Source organism: Ruegeria sp. BHSA163 (assembly GCF_059613365.1).
In genome coordinates this window covers 55,277-72,045 of record NZ_JBXWSJ010000003.1, presented here as the reverse complement: position 1 = coordinate 72,045, position 16,769 = coordinate 55,277, and the positions used below count along the sequence as shown (strand labels likewise).

The 16,769-nt window shown below is 51.1% G+C and carries 17 protein-coding genes; 13 read left to right on the top strand and 4 right to left on the bottom strand.

Going from position 1 to position 16,769, the window contains the following annotated elements:
* The first annotated feature begins 16 nt into the window (after positions 1 to 16).
* From pobA to AC2FNV_RS02710, 7 genes are read left to right on the top strand one after another with little or no spacing between them, the layout of a single operon-like run.
* Positions 17 to 1,186: a 4-hydroxybenzoate 3-monooxygenase gene (gene pobA / locus AC2FNV_RS02740; protein ID WP_170604069.1), complete on the top strand. Its 1,170-nt coding sequence runs from the start codon at positions 17 to 19 to the stop codon at positions 1,184 to 1,186.
* Positions 1,186 to 1,971: a 3-oxoadipate enol-lactonase gene (gene pcaD / locus AC2FNV_RS02735; RefSeq protein ID WP_170604071.1), complete on the top strand. Its 786-nt coding sequence runs from the start codon at positions 1,186 to 1,188 to the stop codon at positions 1,969 to 1,971. Before pobA ends, pcaD begins: the two co-directional genes overlap by 1 nt.
* Positions 1,968 to 2,366, top strand: coding sequence for a 4-carboxymuconolactone decarboxylase (gene pcaC, locus AC2FNV_RS02730; protein ID WP_170604073.1), 399 nt, complete (start codon positions 1,968 to 1,970; stop codon positions 2,364 to 2,366). Before pcaD ends, pcaC begins: the two co-directional genes overlap by 4 nt.
* A 28-nt stretch (positions 2,367 to 2,394) precedes the next feature.
* A complete protein-coding gene (pcaH, locus tag AC2FNV_RS02725) occupies positions 2,395 to 3,123 on the top strand; it encodes a protocatechuate 3,4-dioxygenase subunit beta (protein ID WP_170604075.1) in 729 nt (242 codons plus the stop codon).
* A gap of 3 nt (positions 3,124 to 3,126) precedes the next feature.
* Positions 3,127 to 3,747, top strand: a complete 621-nt coding sequence (gene pcaG / locus AC2FNV_RS02720; protein WP_170604077.1) for a protocatechuate 3,4-dioxygenase subunit alpha — start codon at positions 3,127 to 3,129, stop codon at positions 3,745 to 3,747.
* Between the two features lie 14 nt (positions 3,748 to 3,761).
* Positions 3,762 to 4,601 (top strand): 3-oxoadipate:acetyl-CoA acetyltransferase, encoded by an 840-nt coding sequence (locus AC2FNV_RS02715; protein WP_170476301.1) that lies wholly within the window; start codon positions 3,762 to 3,764, stop codon positions 4,599 to 4,601.
* A 32-nt stretch (positions 4,602 to 4,633) separates the two neighbouring features.
* Positions 4,634 to 5,704, top strand: coding sequence for a 3-carboxy-cis,cis-muconate cycloisomerase (locus tag AC2FNV_RS02710; protein WP_170604079.1), 1,071 nt, complete (start codon positions 4,634 to 4,636; stop codon positions 5,702 to 5,704).
* Between the two features lie 83 nt (positions 5,705 to 5,787).
* Here AC2FNV_RS02710 and AC2FNV_RS02705 read toward each other — a convergent pair whose 3' ends face one another.
* The 4 genes from AC2FNV_RS02705 to AC2FNV_RS02690 all read right to left on the bottom strand — a co-directional run bounded on the left by AC2FNV_RS02705 (position 5,788) and on the right by AC2FNV_RS02690 (position 9,411).
* Positions 5,788 to 6,549 (bottom strand): FkbM family methyltransferase, encoded by a 762-nt coding sequence (locus tag AC2FNV_RS02705; protein WP_170604081.1) that lies wholly within the window; start codon positions 6,547 to 6,549, stop codon positions 5,788 to 5,790.
* A gap of 57 nt (positions 6,550 to 6,606) precedes the next feature.
* Positions 6,607 to 7,473 carry a GNAT family N-acetyltransferase gene (locus AC2FNV_RS02700; protein WP_170604082.1) on the bottom strand — a complete coding sequence of 289 codons (867 nt, stop codon included), beginning with the start codon at positions 7,471 to 7,473 and terminating at the stop codon, positions 6,607 to 6,609.
* A complete protein-coding gene (locus AC2FNV_RS02695; protein ID WP_170604084.1) occupies positions 7,470 to 8,288 on the bottom strand; it encodes a polysaccharide deacetylase family protein in 819 nt (272 codons plus the stop codon). The genes AC2FNV_RS02700 and AC2FNV_RS02695 overlap by 4 nt, the downstream gene beginning before the upstream one ends.
* 160 nt (positions 8,289 to 8,448) lie before the next feature.
* A complete protein-coding gene (locus AC2FNV_RS02690) occupies positions 8,449 to 9,411 on the bottom strand; it encodes a LysR family transcriptional regulator (RefSeq protein ID WP_170610331.1) in 963 nt (320 codons plus the stop codon).
* A gap of 129 nt (positions 9,412 to 9,540) precedes the next feature.
* On the opposite strand from AC2FNV_RS02690, the gene AC2FNV_RS02685 reads away from it, so the two are divergent.
* From AC2FNV_RS02685 to AC2FNV_RS02660, 6 genes are all read left to right on the top strand, one after another.
* Positions 9,541 to 10,545, top strand: a complete 1,005-nt coding sequence (locus AC2FNV_RS02685; protein ID WP_170476312.1) for a TAXI family TRAP transporter solute-binding subunit — start codon at positions 9,541 to 9,543, stop codon at positions 10,543 to 10,545.
* An 84-nt stretch (positions 10,546 to 10,629) separates the two neighbouring features.
* A complete protein-coding gene (locus AC2FNV_RS02680; RefSeq protein ID WP_170604088.1) occupies positions 10,630 to 12,843 on the top strand; it encodes a TRAP transporter permease in 2,214 nt (737 codons plus the stop codon).
* 4 nt (positions 12,844 to 12,847) lie between these two features.
* Complete coding sequence (locus AC2FNV_RS02675) at positions 12,848 to 14,086, top strand: NAD(P)/FAD-dependent oxidoreductase (RefSeq protein WP_170604090.1); 1,239 nt, start codon at positions 12,848 to 12,850, stop codon at positions 14,084 to 14,086.
* 48 nt (positions 14,087 to 14,134) lie between these two features.
* On the top strand, positions 14,135 to 14,875 hold the full coding sequence (locus AC2FNV_RS02670; protein ID WP_170476317.1) for an aspartate/glutamate racemase family protein: 741 nt from the start codon (positions 14,135 to 14,137) through the stop codon (positions 14,873 to 14,875).
* A 75-nt stretch (positions 14,876 to 14,950) separates the two neighbouring features.
* A complete protein-coding gene (locus tag AC2FNV_RS02665; protein ID WP_170610334.1) occupies positions 14,951 to 15,679 on the top strand; it encodes a TSUP family transporter in 729 nt (242 codons plus the stop codon).
* A 16-nt stretch (positions 15,680 to 15,695) separates the two neighbouring features.
* Positions 15,696 to 16,700 carry a D-cysteine desulfhydrase family protein gene (locus tag AC2FNV_RS02660; protein WP_170604094.1) on the top strand — a complete coding sequence of 335 codons (1,005 nt, stop codon included), beginning with the start codon at positions 15,696 to 15,698 and terminating at the stop codon, positions 16,698 to 16,700.
* Positions 16,701 to 16,769 lie beyond the last annotated feature (69 nt).

Below are 16,769 nucleotides of genomic sequence, written 5' to 3'. Positions count from 1 at the left end.
ATGGGAGGAGACATCTATGCGTACGCAGGTCGCAATTGTCGGCGGTGGCCCATCTGGTTTGTTGCTAAGCCATCTTCTCCACCGCAATGGTATCGATACCATTGTTCTGGAACGTAAAACGAAAGAATACGTGTTAAGTAGAATTCGCGCAGGGGTCTTGGAAACTGGCTTTGTGGACCTAATGCGAGAAGCCAAAGTGGCAGATCGCATGGACAAAGAGTGCATGATCCATGATGGCACGGTGATTTCATATGGGAACAGCCAATTTCGAATTGATTTCAAAGAACTCACCGGCAGTCATGTTGTGGTATACGGCCAAACCGAAGTTACTCGGGACTTGTATGAAGCCCGCGATGCGATGGACGGAAAGATTGTCTTTAATACCGAAGGTGTCACAATCCACGATGCGGACACTGTAACACCATACGTCACTTACAACGTAAGTGGTGCCGAACACCGTATCGACTGCGACTTTGTGGCGGGATGCGACGGATTCCACGGGGTCAGTCGAAACACGATTCCCTTGTCGGTTCGCCGAGAGTACGAAAAACTATACCCATTTGGCTGGCTGGGGATTTTATCCGAAACACCGCCGGTTCATGATGAGCTCATTTACTCCGGCTCTGATCGAGGTTTTGCCTTATGTTCTATGCGCAATCAAAATCTAAGCCGATACTACATCCAGTGTCCTCTGTCAGATACGCCGAGCGATTGGACCGACGCAGCTTTTTGGCAAGAACTCAAGCGCCGCATTCCTGAAGAATTTGCTGAAAAGTTGATAAGTGGACCATCCATTGAAAAATCTATCGCGCCACTTCGGTCTTTCGTAACGGAACCGATGCGCTGGGGTCGCTTATTTCTTTGCGGTGATGCGGCCCATATTGTTCCTCCCACTGGGGCCAAGGGATTGAACACTGCGGCCAGCGATGTCCATTATCTGAATAATGGTCTGTTACAGTTCTACCAAGAAGGTAACAGTGAGGGGATCGACCGATACTCGGAAAAGGCCCTGGCCCGCATCTGGAAAGCCGAGCGTTTCAGTTGGGCCGCAACCAAACTCCTGCATAATTTCCCGGACCAAAATGCCTTTGACCTAAAGATCCAGCAAGCGGATGTGGACTTTCTAAGTGACAACCGCGAGGCGCGATCAGTTTTTGCCCAAAACTATGTGGGACTGCCCTACTGATGCGAATGGCCGATTTAAAAAGTGTCCAATTGCATTGGCGTGAGGACGGCAGCCATGATGGGCATGTGGTTGTATTCGCTAATTCTTTAGGAACCGATCTGCGCCTTTGGGACAAGATTATTCCCTTATTGCCTATAGATTATCGGCTGATCCGGTTTGACTTACGCGGACACGGTCTGTCCTCTTGTCCATCCGGCCCCTACTCAATCGACGAACTGGTATCCGATACCGAAGACTTGATGGATCATCTCGATGTTTCGTCGTGTGTATTTGTAGGCCTTTCAATCGGAGGAATGATTGGACAGGCATTGGCCGCACGCCGCCCGGATCTGATAAAATCTATGGTCCTTTCCAACACTGCTGCCCAAATGGGGGGTGCAAAACTATGGCAGGATCGCGTCAAGGCGATCAGGTCGAGTGGAATAGAAGGCCTGTCAGAACAAATTCTTGATCGTTGGTTTGGCCCGGACTTTCGCGATCATCGCGAAGTTAACGCTTGGCGAAATATGCTAACTCGCACGCCGGTCGAGGGCTACGTCGGCTGTTGTCTGGCTATTGCCGAAGCCGACCTAAGCTTCACGACCCCAACTTTGCGCCTGCCCACGCTTGGGATCGCGGGCACAATGGACGGCGCCAGCCCACCTGACTTGGTTCGGCACACAATTAATATGATCCCCAACGCCCGGTTTGAATTGATCGAAGGGGCGGGACATCTGCCCTGCGTCGAGAAACCCGCCCAGTATGCCGATCTTTTAACCGAGTTCCTGAAGGAGACATTTAGATGAGCGATCGATTCGAGACCGGCGCCCGTGTCCGCCGAAATATCCTCGGCGACGAACATGTAGACCGCGCCGAAAGCAACAAAACCGCTTTTGATGCTCCATTCCAGACACTGATTACCGAAAGCGCTTGGGGGACAGTCTGGGCCTCGGATGGGATAAGCGACAGGGAACGTTCAATGCTGACACTTGCTCTGTTGGCCGCGTTGGGCAACTTTGAGGAAATACCAATGCATATCCGCGCCACAGAACGAACCGGAACCAGCAAATCGGATGTTTTGGAAACTTTCCAACACGTAGCAATTTATGCGGGCGTTCCCCGAGCCAACCACGCGTTGAAACTGGCCAAAGATACCTACGCGGAAATGGAAACAGAACAAAGGTCGCAAGCGTCCCGATGATCCCGAATACTAAAAGGAGAACCGCCCAATGACAAAAAACGGCGAATTCTACCAGCGAGACCGAACTTGGCACCCGCCTGCGGTAACACCTGATTACAAAACCAGCGTCACCCGATCGCCGCAGTACTCGCTAATTTCTCTGCAAAACTCAGTCAGTGAAGTTACGGGACCAGTATTCGGCCACAACGACATCCATGCACTGGATAACGACCTAATACACAACTACGCCCAAGCCGGAGATGCGGCAATCGGTGAAAGGATCATCCTGCATGGCCGGGTTTTAGATGAAAACCACAGGCCAATTCCGAATACGCTGGTGGAAGTTTGGCAAGCAAATGCAGGTGGTCGCTATCGCCACAAGAAGGATACTTATCTCGCCCCGATAGACCCCAACTTCGGGGGCTGTGGGCGCACTCTGACAGACGAGAGTGGATATTATTTTTTCCATACGATAAAGCCCGGCGCGTACCCATGGCGTAACTGGGTTAACAACTGGCGACCCGCGCATATTCACGTGTCGATCTTTGGGACAGCATTCGCGCAAAGGCTGATAACGCAATGTTATTTCGAAGGTGATCCACTTATTGATAAGTGCCCCATCGTTCACACAATCCCGGACGCTCAGGCCCGCGCACAGCTTGTCGCAGCGCTCGACATGAACGCTTCTGTTCCACTGGACAGCATCGCCTACAAGTTTGATATTGTACTACGGGGCCGACGCTCGACCCTGTTTGAAAACCGGCTGGAAGGGAACTGATCCATGATCCAGAAATTGGATTATCTGAAGGAAACACCGTCCCAGACCGCCGGGCCTTACGTCCACATTGGCCTTGCTCCAGGTGCAGCTGGTTTTGACATCTATGAGAAGGAATTAGGTTGGGATATAGCGGGACCAAATGCAAATGGTGAACGTATTCGCATCGAGGGCGTCGTTATCGACGGTACAGGGTCGCCAATCAAAGATGTCATGCTTGAGGCGTGGCAGGCCAATTCGGAAGGGCACTATGCTCATCCTGAAGAGGGTGGAACTGTCGAAGACGGTTTCAAAGGTTGGGGCCGCGTGATTACCGACTTCGAAACAGGTGAATGGGCATTTGACACAATCAAACCGGGTCGCACGCGCGGCCGCGATGTGGGCCAACAAGCACCCCACATCAACCTGTGGATCGTTGCCCGTGGTATCAACGTTGGCTTGAACACCCGCCTGTACTTTGACGACGAAACAGAGGCTAACGCTGTTGACCCTGTATTGAATCTAATTGAGTGGGAAACGCGACGAAGCACACTTCTTGCAAAGCGCAATGATCGCGACGGGCATGTCGTGTATCGTTTCGACATCAAGTTGCAAGGCCACAATGAAACAGTCTTTTTCGACATCTGATCCAGAATAGTAAAATGAAAAAACCATGCATAATCTGCTGCGCAATCACCGGATCCGTGGCGCGGAAAGAAAACAATCCCGCAGTGCCAATTACAGTTCAGGAACAGGTTGAAAGCACTCACGAAGCGTTTGAGGAAGGTGCCAGCATCGTACACGCCCACGTGCGCAACGACGACCAGACGCCCAGTTCAGATCCGGAACGCTTTGCACGTCTTAAGGAGGGCATTGAGAAGCACTGCCCTGGAATTATTATACAATTCTCGACCGGTGGACGCTCTGGCGCGGGGAAAGAACGCGGAGGCATGCTACCATTATCGCCCGATATGGCGTCTCTTTCCGTGGGCTCCAACAATTTTCCAACCAGAGTGTACGAAAACCCGCCGGATCTTGTCGATTGGCTGGCCGAAGTCATGCGCCAATACAACGTAACGCCCGAAGTAGAGGCATTTGACCTCAGCCACATTTTCCAAGCAATTCGCATGCATCAGCAAGGAAAGCTTTTTGGCAAACTGTATGTTCAGTTCGTGATGGGCGTCAAAAACGCAATGCCCGTCGATCGAGAAGTTTTCGATTTCTACAAAAAGATGATGCAGGAACGCGCACCAGATGCGGAATGGTGTGCGGCAGGTATCGGAGCGAACCAGATCGTGGTGAACGAATGGGCAATCGCTGCAGGCGGTCATACCCGCACGGGACTAGAGGATAACGTGCGTCTAGATCGCGAAACATTGGCTCCGTCGAACGCGGCCCTTGTCCGTCGGGCCGTTGAACTGTGTGAAAAACATGAACGCCCGGTGGCGACGTGGCGACAAGCAAGGGAATTACTGGGGTTGAAGTCCCCAGATGTCGTGTAATCATTGCGGCGCGTAACGGCGGCGAGAAATTAATGGCAGATGTTTTCACCCATCCTTGGCTTGGTGGATTATTCGGAGATAGTGAAACTGAGGCCCTGCTTTCGGCGGAAGCGACGTTGAAACGTTTGCTTGCTGTCGAGGCCGCCTATTCCCGCGCTCTGGGCGTCGTTGGAGTTGTGGACAAAAACACCGCCAACGAAACTGCTGAACATATTCTGCAGTTTTCTCCAGATATGGCTGAACTTCGTCGAGGCACGGCCGAAGACGGCGTCGTTGTCCCAGCTTTGGTAACTGCACTTCGTACTGGCCTGCCACTGCGGTGTGAAAAGGCACTACACATCGGACTGACGTCTCAGGATGTGATCGACACAGCCACGGTAATGATGTTCAAGCAGGTTTGCGACCTGTTTGCAAAACGGCTTGAGGCAGTAACAGGGACACTCGCAGCCCTCAATGAAATACATGGAAATAAATGGATAATGGGGCGAACCAGAATGCAAGCAGCTCTGCCCATTGCAGTTTCCGACAGGTTGAGCATTTGGACGCGCCCGCTTGCAGAGCTTCTCGAACGCTTGCACCAGCAGCAAGCTTGTCTTTTCCGCCTACAGCTCGGGGGTCCGGTCGGCACCCGCGATTCAATAGGTGCGAATGCAAATGAAATTGCTGACCAAATGGCCGATGAACTGGGCCTTATCAATTCAGGTGTTTGTTGGCACACTAATCGCAGCGCTTTTGCGGATTTCGCCAATTGGCTTTCCCTTGTGACCGGAGCGCTAGGAAAAATTGGACAGGACGTCGCGCTCATGACGCAACAGGGTGTGGACGAAATGCGCCTCAGCGGGGGCGGTCGGTCTTCAGCCATGCCGCACAAACAAAACCCGATCCTTGCCGAGCTGCTGGTCACGCTTGCGCGCTATAATGCGACTTTGGTTTCGGGTATGCATCACGCAGTCGTGCATGAGCAAGAACGCTCAGGAACTGCATGGACGCTTGAATGGATCATTCTTCCCCAACAAATAATGACGACCGGACGCGCGTTGGTCGCTTCAAACACCTTTCTTGAACAGATAGAAACTATCGGAAGCGATGCCCCAATCGCCTAATTTGAGGAAATTAAACTTGGAATGTTGCGGCGAAAACTGAATGCAGAAACTGCTTAATTTAGACAGTCTAGATCCCCAACAAGCTATGGTTCAAACAGAATACTCGGGAATTGCTCGGATACACGCTTTGATAGGAGCGCTTCAGATACGTCATGGTCAACGCCATCCAACGTGCAGTTTTTGTAAAAGGCCAGGCTATCAGCCAGCGATTGCGTGGCGGCACTTTTTTCGCTCTCATTAAGAAAAGGGACGTGCGTCGAAAGATAAAAAGCTGGTTTTTGCACTTTCAACCAAGGTTGAAGGGCCGGTACCAACGAAAACTCTGCTCCTTCAACGTCCATTTTTACCAATGAAACATCACTCAAATCGACTTTTTCACTGAACTGCTCCCAAGCCAAGCTAACAACATCTGTCCCGTTTTCATTTGCCGCCAAAACAGACGTCATAGAATCTCCTGGTTCGCCGCCCAGGCTGGACATGCGTAGAATCCCGGTTGAGTTCCAAAGAGCCACACCAAAAGCCGTTACATTACGAATATTGTTCAATTCGAGGTTCCAGTTAAGAAACCTGTAGGCGACCGGGTCCGGCTCGAAACACCAAACATGGCGCGCCCGGCGAGACGCGTACAACACCGTTGCGCCAGCCCACGCCCCTACATCGATATAGTCGCAGTCAGGCGAAAGATATCGATCCAAAACCTCAAAGGTTTCAGGTTCCCAAAGGCCAGAAGATGCTTTTTTCCAGAACTTGGAATGGTAAGGGTCAAGGCGAAAAGGTTCGCCGTTGAGAGTTCCATTGAAATACCCGCGCGCGCGGTAGAACATTTTTTGCGCGTTTGTGATCACGAGTTGTCTCCGGTCATTATTCGTTCTGTTTTGCCGTTATTGGCAGGATGAAGATCTTTAATCGAGCTTTAAAGACAGTAACTGCAACTCTGTGTAGAGGTGATCGACTGCACTTCCAGACAAACTGGGAGACTTTACAAAGCGTGGAGCTGGCAGCGTGATTTGCGTGCCAGAAGCGGGGTCTTTTCCACAAAAGCGCCTGTCCGCAGACAAGACCGCATCGTTCGAAGGCAGCAAAATATTTGCGATCTGCTGTCCAAATTCAGCCAAAAACCCAGATCGGGCATCTCGGGTGTAAAGAACATCCAACCAAGGTTGGTCGTCGCCTTTTACAGTACTTGCGAACACGATCAGCGTTTCAAAGTCGCCTTTGCGAAATACTATAGGCACCACTCCAAACGGCAATAAATCTTGAAGAATATCCTGCTCTTGCTCCGTGGATCGAGACAGAATTTCCTCGATTTCAGAAATAGCTTCAATGTTGTCTGTGCTTTGCGCGTTTCGCTGCCAATCCCACCGGAAGTCATCCAAAGATTCAAAACCAGCCGCCCGCAGAACACCCATTGTTCTTGGATTGCTTGTGCTTGTCATACTGGTGAAATGACGCTCAGGGTCAGAGGTCGCTTCGGCCATCAGTCGCAGACCAGCGCCATTACCCCGATGATCTTTTTCAAGGTACCACGCGCACATGTTTGTGATGCCCAAGCGATTCCCATCAACAATTCGGTCGGAATGAATCGCGCCAACATAGCCGACAATACGCTGGTCGACCTCGGCAACATATCCGTAATTCGGCTTGCGCATCCCCCAGTCGTACTCAAATATTCTGCGCCAGCGTTCAGGAGAAATCTTTCGGCTCATCTTTCCGTGTAAAAGCTCGATGGCTGGTGCAATGTCACTTTGCACTGCTGGTCTTATGATCATGGTAAAAATGCTTCTTTAGGCGACACAAAATATGCTGCCGAGTGTTCGTGAAGAACTGACAATAATTTCTCGCTGAAATCCCAGATTGCATCATCATGAACGGCGTGATGAGTGATGAAACCCGTAGGCTCTTCGGAATCGACCAGACCCTTGCGTCTTGCGCTCAGATGGTCAGTCAAAAATGAAATCGATTTTTCCGTGCCTGTAAAATGCGCTCCGCCTTTCCACTTGATTGGATCGCAATGCACATTCACAAGGTTAAGACCCGGTGCAGCCTCCATTGCGTGCCGTGCTTCGCCAGTCGATAATCCGACAAAACCCAAGCCTGCAAGATGTTCGACAATCAGGGGATCAATTCGATTCCATGGTGGAACCGCAACCGGCACAAAACGATCTTCTTGAAAAAGGCCGCGCAGCAAAGACTTCCCTTTCTCAAGTTCGGCCAACACTACACCCAACGGTCGTTGTAACCCGAGTTCCCAAGCTCCTTGAACATTCATTCCCGAAGCGTGATTTGTGTGAGCATATCCATGTTGGAGAACGTAAGCGTACTCGTTCAAGTGGACAGCTTCCGCCAACTGACTATCAGCGTAAGCTGGAATTACTGCTAACCCGATCGGAGCTTCGTAGTTTTCGGAAAGGGCCAAGAGCCTTGAAAGCTGTGGCCCAGTCGTAGTCGCGTCGTCATCGCGCCACCAGAAAGAGGCTTTCTTCCCTTGCTTGGCCCAATTGTTCAGTTCGTTCCTTAAACTTTCCCAAGCCACGTTCTCAGGCCCGACCTTGGAAAAGCTCTCAACACTTTCCATCCGCTCCATTAACCTTCCTATCTCAACGCTGGCGGATCTTCTGAAAATCACAACAGCTACTTTAGCTATACCTATTGAACCGACTAAGAATAGGGAAGCGTCAGAAGCGTTTTGAAAAGAACCGCAGTCCGACGCAGTGTTGTCATGGTGTGCCAAGCGTCAACGAGCGTTAAGGTTCCTGCCTGTGGAACAAAACTTCGGATCGAGGATTCGCACCAACATCGTTCAACATTTTCAACACCTCTTCTTTCCATCCAGCCTTGATCTTGAGCGCCAATTGCGAAGGTGGCCGATGATCAGGTACCAAGATTGCGTACTCGTATCTAAGCGGTTTCTTAAATGGTACGAACACCACCCTTCCGTTGGAAAGGTTCAATTCCTGTTCGGTAGCGACCGTCAAAGGATCCACGATAGTGCAACACTGGCCAGAGCTGACAAAGGGGATGAGCGGAAGGAAGTACTGGCACGTGACGCTTGGACTATACGTTGATGAGACGGCTTGAAATTCCGCCCTTATTTTTCTTTGAAAGGGATGCGTTGCATGCAATCCCCCCATTGGTATTCTGTCCAGATCTGAAATCGATATACCGCTTTTCGCGGCCAGAGGGTTGTCTCGATCAAGGGCGCAAAAGCAATCCCCATAAATTATTTCAGCAGAAAACTGGGATTGCCTGCCAGTAGAAAATTCGAAATCCGCAAAACCAAAATCAATGTTTTGAGTACCCGCCAATTCCACGATTTGTGGCGAACTGCGTGTAGAAAGCGTAATTTCAATATCCGGATTCTCACCAACTGAGTTGCTGATGTATCGAGGGAAAAGATAAGCTGAAGGTCCCGGCATGGTGGCTATGTTTAAACTGCCACTGCTGGCTTTGACCAACCCTTCCATAGTTCTGGAAATGGTTGAAATGCGGTCCAGGATACCCGTGGTTTCGGCCAGCAGATAATGCGCCTCAGGAACCGGGACGAGCCGGCGCCCCCGGCGCTCAAATAGCGTCAGCCCAAGCTTTTTTTCAAGGTTCTTGATGGCGAGACTGATAGCTGGCTGAGTACGATTCAGCTTCTTTGCGGTCTGAGAGATGGAACCTGTTTCCATCACCTCGCGAAAGACTGTGAGCTGCGTAAGATTCATTTCTTGTATATAAGTGAAATCTCAGTTTTGTAAAATATAACAAATTTGTATTTATGGAAATTGCCTCTACGCTTACAGGATCGAAATTCGGGCAAACCGAATCTGATGTTCCAGAACCGGGAGAATGAAATGAACTTTGTGAAAACCTTGAAGGGCCTCGCATTGGCCAGTGTTCTTGCAGCGCCTGCAATGGCACAAGACCCCACCTTTTTCCGCATTGGCACGGGTGGCGCAGGAGGAACGTATTTTCCGATCGGCGGCACCATTGCCAACGGAATTTCGGCCCCTCCCGGATCCCGCCCATGTGAAGAAGGCGGCCAGTGCGGTGTTCCTGGCCTGATCGCAATCGCGCAGTCCACTACTGCTTCTGTCTTCAATAATGCGGCTGTGCAGAATGGTGAGCTAGAAGCTGGACTAGCTGCTGCTGATGTCACCCGCTCTATGTATTTGGGAGAAGGAAAATTCGAAGGCAAACCGCATCCCAAGCTGCGTATTGTCGCCAACTTGTTCCCAGAAGATTTGCACCTAGTGTTGCCGGCAGGAGAAACAATCAATGATCTGAGCGATTTGGAAGGAAAACGTGTCGGTATCGCCCAAGCAGGTTCAGGTACTCAAGTCGCAGTACTTCAGATGCTCGAAGCTTGGGGCGTCAATCGCGACAACATGGACGAAGCTGAACTGAACAACAGTCAAAGCGCCGAGCGTTTGGCTGACGGTCAACTGGACGCATATTTCTATGCTGCGGGTTGGCCTGTGGCTGCTATGGTTCAACTATCTTCTACCAAGGGAATGAGCCTGCACTCATTTTCAGATGAAGACCTCGCCAAGATCAACGAAATCATTCCCGCATATATCCCCTCTGCCATTCCAGGCGGCGTTTACGAAGGCGTGGAGTCTGAAACCAAAACGCCTGCTGTAAGTGCGATGTTGGTTGTTTCTTCCGATCTTTCGGAAGATCTCGTTTATCAAATGACCAAAGCACTTTGGAACGACAATACCCGCAAGCTCTTGGATAACGGCCACGCAAAAGGCAAGCAGATTACACCAGACACAGCGCTGGACGGTGTGGAAGCCCTTGGCGTTCCGCTACATCCGGGTGCCGAAAAATTCTATAAAGAAGCCGGTCTGCTCTAAGCCTAAATTTCTGACCAAGACCAGTACGACGGTACCCCGCATGGGGTACCGCACCATAGAGTTTACTCAAATCAGGGTGCCATTATGTCCGATTCCCAGAACCTTGATGACCACGAACTGTCAGCAGAAGAACTTGCAGCGATTGAGGAACAGTTCGATGAAGGTGCACAAGTTAGAAAGGTGACGCCAACTGCTGGCAAAGTGTTGCGCGTTGTCGCCCTGATCTTTGCTTTTTACGAGTTTATAACTGCAGGATTTGGGTTGCCCGCCGATCATTGGCATATGGGCATTTACCTGGCGGGGCTATTCATTCTGATTTACGCGACAATTCCAATCATCGGGTCGAAAAACCTGTACGCGCTAAAGGTTAGCCGTTTTCGGATTGGAAACATCCCACTTTATGACCTTGTATTTATGGCATTTGGTGTCCTTGCCGCCCTTTACGTGGGATTTGCATGGCGCGGAATACCATTCCTTGGCATCGAGGAACAAACCTTTCGGATGGGAAATCCGAACAACTATGATGTATTTCTGGGTGTCGTCATAATTTTGTTGGTTCTGGATATCGCACGCCGCACTCTTGGATGGGTGCTGCCGCTTATTATTTGCGTGTTCATTTCTTATGCTCTTTTAGGGCCGTATTTCCCCGGCTTGCTTCAACATCCAGGCGTTAATTTTAAAACTTTCGTGTCGTCCATGTATTTCCCCCAAGAGGGTATTTATGGCGTCACATTATGGGTTGTCTCGACCATCGTCTTCCACTTTGTGTTGTTTGGCGTGATTGCGCAGCGCACCGGTCTGGGCCAATTGTTCATAGACAACGCCACCATCCTTGCTGGACGGTATACCGGCGGCCCGGCAAAAGTGTCGGTGGTTTCTTCGGCTTTCTTCGGAACTATTTCCGGATCCTCGGTGGCAAACACCGTGTCGACTGGTGCCTTGACTATTCCGAACATGAAGCGCCTTGGTTACCCAGGTCACTTTGCCGGCGGTGTAGAAGCCGCATCCTCGGCCGGCGGGCAAATTACGCCACCAATCATGGGCGCAGCAGCGTTCATTATGGCCGAGTTTCTGGAAGTGCCTTATACGACAATCGTGATCGCGGCGATTTTTCCGGCTATCCTTCACTACGTAGGCGTTTTTGCTGTTGTGCACTTGATGGCGCGAAAGCTAAATCTGCAGGGCCTCGCCAAAGAGCAATTGCCGCAATTAAAGGCAGTTTGGAGCGAAGGCTGGGCCAATATTGTTCCACTGATTGGCCTGCTCGTAGTGCTGTTTTCAGGATACACTCCATTTATGTCGGCGTTTTGCGGCATTTCACTTGCGGTAATCGCAGGAATGTCCCGCCTGAAACAGCCGCCAACATTGATCTATGCGGCAGCGTTTCTTGCGTTTGTCATATGGAAGTTTTCCGACGGTGGCTTTGATATGACAATGACAGCGATCCTTAGCGCGCTTTCCATCGTTGCAACGTTGAACCCACAAAGACGCATAGAGGTTCCTGAAATGTTGCAGGCGGTCGAGTTGGGCGTAAAGTACTCGCTGGCAGTCGGCGCGGCGGCCGCGGCGGTCGGCATCGTTGTGGGAGTGATCAACACAACTGGTATTGGTTTCCGGATAGGCTTCATGGTCACCCAAGGCGCCGGGAATCTCGCCTCTGATTTGTACAACATGATCTCGTTCGGCAGCTTTCAATTCTTTGCCATGGAAGACCTGCAACTGTTCATTTCTTTGGTATTTATTGCGATAGTCTGCATTCTGATGGGGGCCGGCATCCCCACGACCGCGTTGTATATCATGTTGGTTTCTGTTGCTCAGCCGGCGCTGGCGCAATTGGGTGTTCCGCCAATCGCAAGCCATCTGTTCGTACTTTACTACGGTGTCGTATCCGAGATTACGCCACCGGTCTGCACATCGGCCTATGCTGCAGCCGCAATCGCAAACTCCAACCCTTTCCGAACCGGCCTTTCTGCGTTCACGTTAGGGCTTGGTAAGGTTATTGCTCCAATGGCTTTTGTTTACGCACCAGTGCTGTTGTTCGTGTCTTCCACCGGCTTCAATTTATGGGAATTTACATATACGGCGACAAGCTGCATCGCCGGTGTAATCGCCCTTTCTGCCGCAGTGGTCGGGTATTGGTTGACACCATTGAACTTGGCGTCTCGAATTCTTGTCGCGTTTGCTGGCGTGATTTTTGTCGCGCCATCTTTGACTGCCGACCTTATTGCATTGTTGGTCGCTTCACCTGTCATTGTTACCCAATTGATTGCGCGCAATCGCATCCGATCCACGGCCTGAGCAAATGACAGAACAAGTTACAGTCATTGGCGCCGGAATCGTCGGAATTTGTTGCGCCTTGTCCCTGATTGAGCGAGGCATTCCTGTACGTCTACTTGATCGTGGAGAACCGGGCCAGGAGACATCGTTCGGGAACGCCGGAGTGGTTTCGCCTTGGTCGATAATCCCTCAATCCGTACCCGGCGTTTGGAAGCAACTACCGGCAATGCTTTTGAACCCCAAAAGTGCGTTGTCGGTCCGCGCAGCTTTTTGGCCAAAGATGATCCCATGGGGGCTGCGGTTTCTTGGAAACTCCAAAGAGCAAGCTGTCCGAGATACTTCCGATGCGATGGAACTGTTGTGTCGCCCGTCTATTGATCTGTACCGACTGCATCTAAATGGCACTGGTCACGAGGACCTGATCGTCGACAGCTACTATGTTCACGCTTTTCGACGTCCGGAACGGGCCAACCTTGACGGTTTAGACTACCGCATACGTAAGGAGAAAGGCGCAAGGTTGGAGCGAATTGACGGGGAAGAATTAAGCCACTTAGAACCCGCGTTGTCGCGTGATTTCAAGGCTGCCGTTCTGATCAAAGGACAAGCGCGCATTACATCTCCGGGGCGTGTCGGCGCAGTTCTTGCGGAAAAGGCACGCAGCAAAGGCGCTGAGATTGTTAAAACCGAGGTCAATGCCATCGCTCGCGCTCAAGACGGCGGTTGGGAACTGGAAACTTCAGGCGGAACACTGCGAACTCGAAAAATCGTGCTCGCGGCCGGAGTTTGGTCGGTAAATCTTTTGAAACCGTTGGGAATTAAGGTGCCTCTGGTTGCCGAGCGCGGTTACCATATCGAATTTCCAAACCCATCGAGCAGACTCAATCACTCGGTTATGGATGTTGAGGAAAAGATTGTCGCTAGTTCAATGCAGGACGGTCTGCGTGTTGCGGGAACTGCGGAATTTGGGGACATCGATGCGCCGCCAGACCCACGCAAAAAGTCGATCCTTGCTAAGCAGGCCAAGGCAATGTTGCCAGACTTGAACGAAGACGGGTTTCGGTTTTGGATGGGGCGACGGCCGTCCTTCCCCGACAGCCTTCCGGCCATCGGCGAGTTGGCGGGACAACCCGGGCTTTATACGGCTTTTGGGCATTCACACTATGGACTCATGATGGCGCCAAAAACAGGCGAGCTTGTTGCCGACCTGCTGTCGGAACGTCACCTAAACATTGACTTGAACCGCTTTGCTTTGGCGCGGTTCTAGGTCCAATGACTAATCCCCACACCTTGTTTGACAAAGGATCTGAACGAAATGCCAATTTACAACGGAGGTCAGAACATCTGCGGGGCTTCGATAGGCGTTCTTTGTCTGGAAAGCTACTTCCCTAAGCCACCCGGACATATCAAAAATCCATCGAGCCTGCCTTTCCCCATTTTGTACGAGATGATCGACGGCGTTACTGTGCCGGATCTATTGAACAATCCCACACGCGAATTGTTGAAGCCCTTCTTAAAAGGTGCCCAGCGGCTGGAGGCTGAGGGTGTTCGCGCGATCACAGGAAGTTGTGGGTTTCTGGCGCTATTTCAAAAAGAATTGGCAGCATCCGTTTCGGTTCCGGTTTTCGCATCGAGCCTTATTCAAGTGCCTTTGGCTTATCAAATGACGGGTGCCACAGCGCCAGTAGGAGTGATCACTGCAGACGCCTCGGCGCTGACAACCAATCACTTTGAAGGTGTTGGTGCCAATGGTATCCCTGTTGCAGTGAAAGGGCTGGAAAATACAAGTGAGTTCGCCGAAGTAATCCTGCGGAACTCGCGTACAAAGATGGATACCAACCTGATCGAAGCCGAAGTTTTGCAGGCTGTGCGCGAACTCAAACTCGAAACGCCTGAAATTCGATCTATTGTGTTGGAGTGCACCGATTTACCGCCCTATGCTGCCAAGATTCAGCAAGAATTGAGGTTGCCGGTATTTGATCTTACTACATTGGCGCAAATGGCACATTCGGTTTCGGCACGCACACCATATAACGGTCTTATGCCTTGGGCGTAATTTCCACGAAAGAGCCGAAGGTTTAAATATACCTTCGCACCGTGAAAGAGACTGGTTTGCCAAAGGGTGAATAACTTGCTTCTGGAATTGTCCGTTTTGGTCATCGCTGTATTTCTTGGCGCCATGCTGCAGGTTGGGGTCGGCATTGGATTTAGCATTGTGGCCGGACCTTCCATGATGATCCTGCTTGGCACGGCCACGGCTGTGCCTGCGCTTTTGCTGCTCAACACAATTGTTTCGGCGGTAGCGACAGACTGGCGGGCCGTGCCTGCTGAACTGAGCACCATCAAAATGGCAGTGCTTGGGTGCTTGACAGGCGTGGTCGCTGGTCTGGTCGTTTATCCGTTGCTTAGCGAAGCCTTCGTATTGGCACTAACCGGATTTCTTCTGCTGATTGGCGTTGTTACGACATTAATCCCACTGCATAAATCGTTTGGAACAAAAGGCTTTGTGACCGTCAACGGCCTGTCAGGATTAGCGACAGTATGGGCCGCAACACCCGGTCCGCTTATGGTTTTTGGACTGATCGCAAAAGGATTTTCCTCAAAGGAGGTTGCGGTTTTGGTTCAACCCATTGCCTTGGTTGCCTATGGGGTCGCATTTCTGCTGCACAGTATCTCTGACTGGCAATCAATTCCATTTGGTTCCCAGCTAATGGGTTTTGCCGGCGCCGCAGTAATCGGAAGCCTTTGCGGGCGTGCAGTGCGTCCGTACTTGCCGCAAACTCTTGTCAAATCCGCCATTCGAGTAATTTCTCTTTTGGCCTGCTATGTTCTCTTGCGTCGTGCTTTTCTAGCGCTGTGAACTCAACAGGTGAGCTATGAAACAAGATGATCTGTTGTCCAAATTTCCCAGAGCCCAACTTATGTCGGGCCCAACGCCGCTGGAACGACTGGACCGCCTGTCAGAAAAACTTAACATCGAGCTTTGGCTCAAACGCGACGATCTCACCGGGCTTGGATTTGGAGGAAACAAAACTCGACAGCTCGAGTTTTATTTTGGGGACGCGTTGGCACAAGGCGCGGACACAGTTTTGATCACCGGTGCCGTACAGTCGAATTACGTTCGCTCGGCAGCGGCGGCAGCGGCCCGCCTTGGAATGAAGTCAGTTCTGCAGTTAGAGGAGCGGGTCCCCGATATGGGGCCAGAGTATTATCAGTCTGGAAATGTATTATTGGCGAAAATACTTGGCGCCGAGCACATAAGTTTCCCGGTCGGTGAAGACGAAGCCGGGGCGGACTTAGCTTTGCACAAACGCGCCGATGAACTGAGAGCGCAAGGACGAAACCCCTATGTCATTCATCTAGGACTTCATCATCCACCATTGGGGGCCCTTGGTTACGTTGCTGCAGGACAGGAATTGCACCAACAAATGCAAGATTTTGACGCCGTAGTTGTTCCGTCAGGCAGTGGCGCAACTCATGCTGGGTTGCTAACGGGCCTAAAAACTTCAGGAAGTTCTGCCAAGGTAATGGGAATATGCGTTCGTCGAAACTGCCAGTTACAGCATGAACGGATGGTAACGGTTGTCGAGAAACTTGCAAACTTACTAGGTATTGATCCGTCTGCTCTGGTGCGTGGCATTGAAACTCGGGATGAGGCTCTTGCGCCCGGTTACGGACGGCTCGGTCCAAAATCACGTTCAGCGTTAGAGTTAATGGCGCAAACCGAAGGTATTTTTCTGGACCCCGTATACACAGCCAAGACCTTCGCCGGTTTACTGGATCTGGTCCAACGGAACGAAATTCGGCGCGGGCAAAAAGTGGTTATGATACACACTGGCGGCTTGCCTGCTCTGTTCGGATACCAAAAAGAACTTGAATAAGCTTGATGGTCGATTGGAAAAGGGCAATCAAGCAATCGATAAGTCGCAATAAAATACCGAAATGCAGTT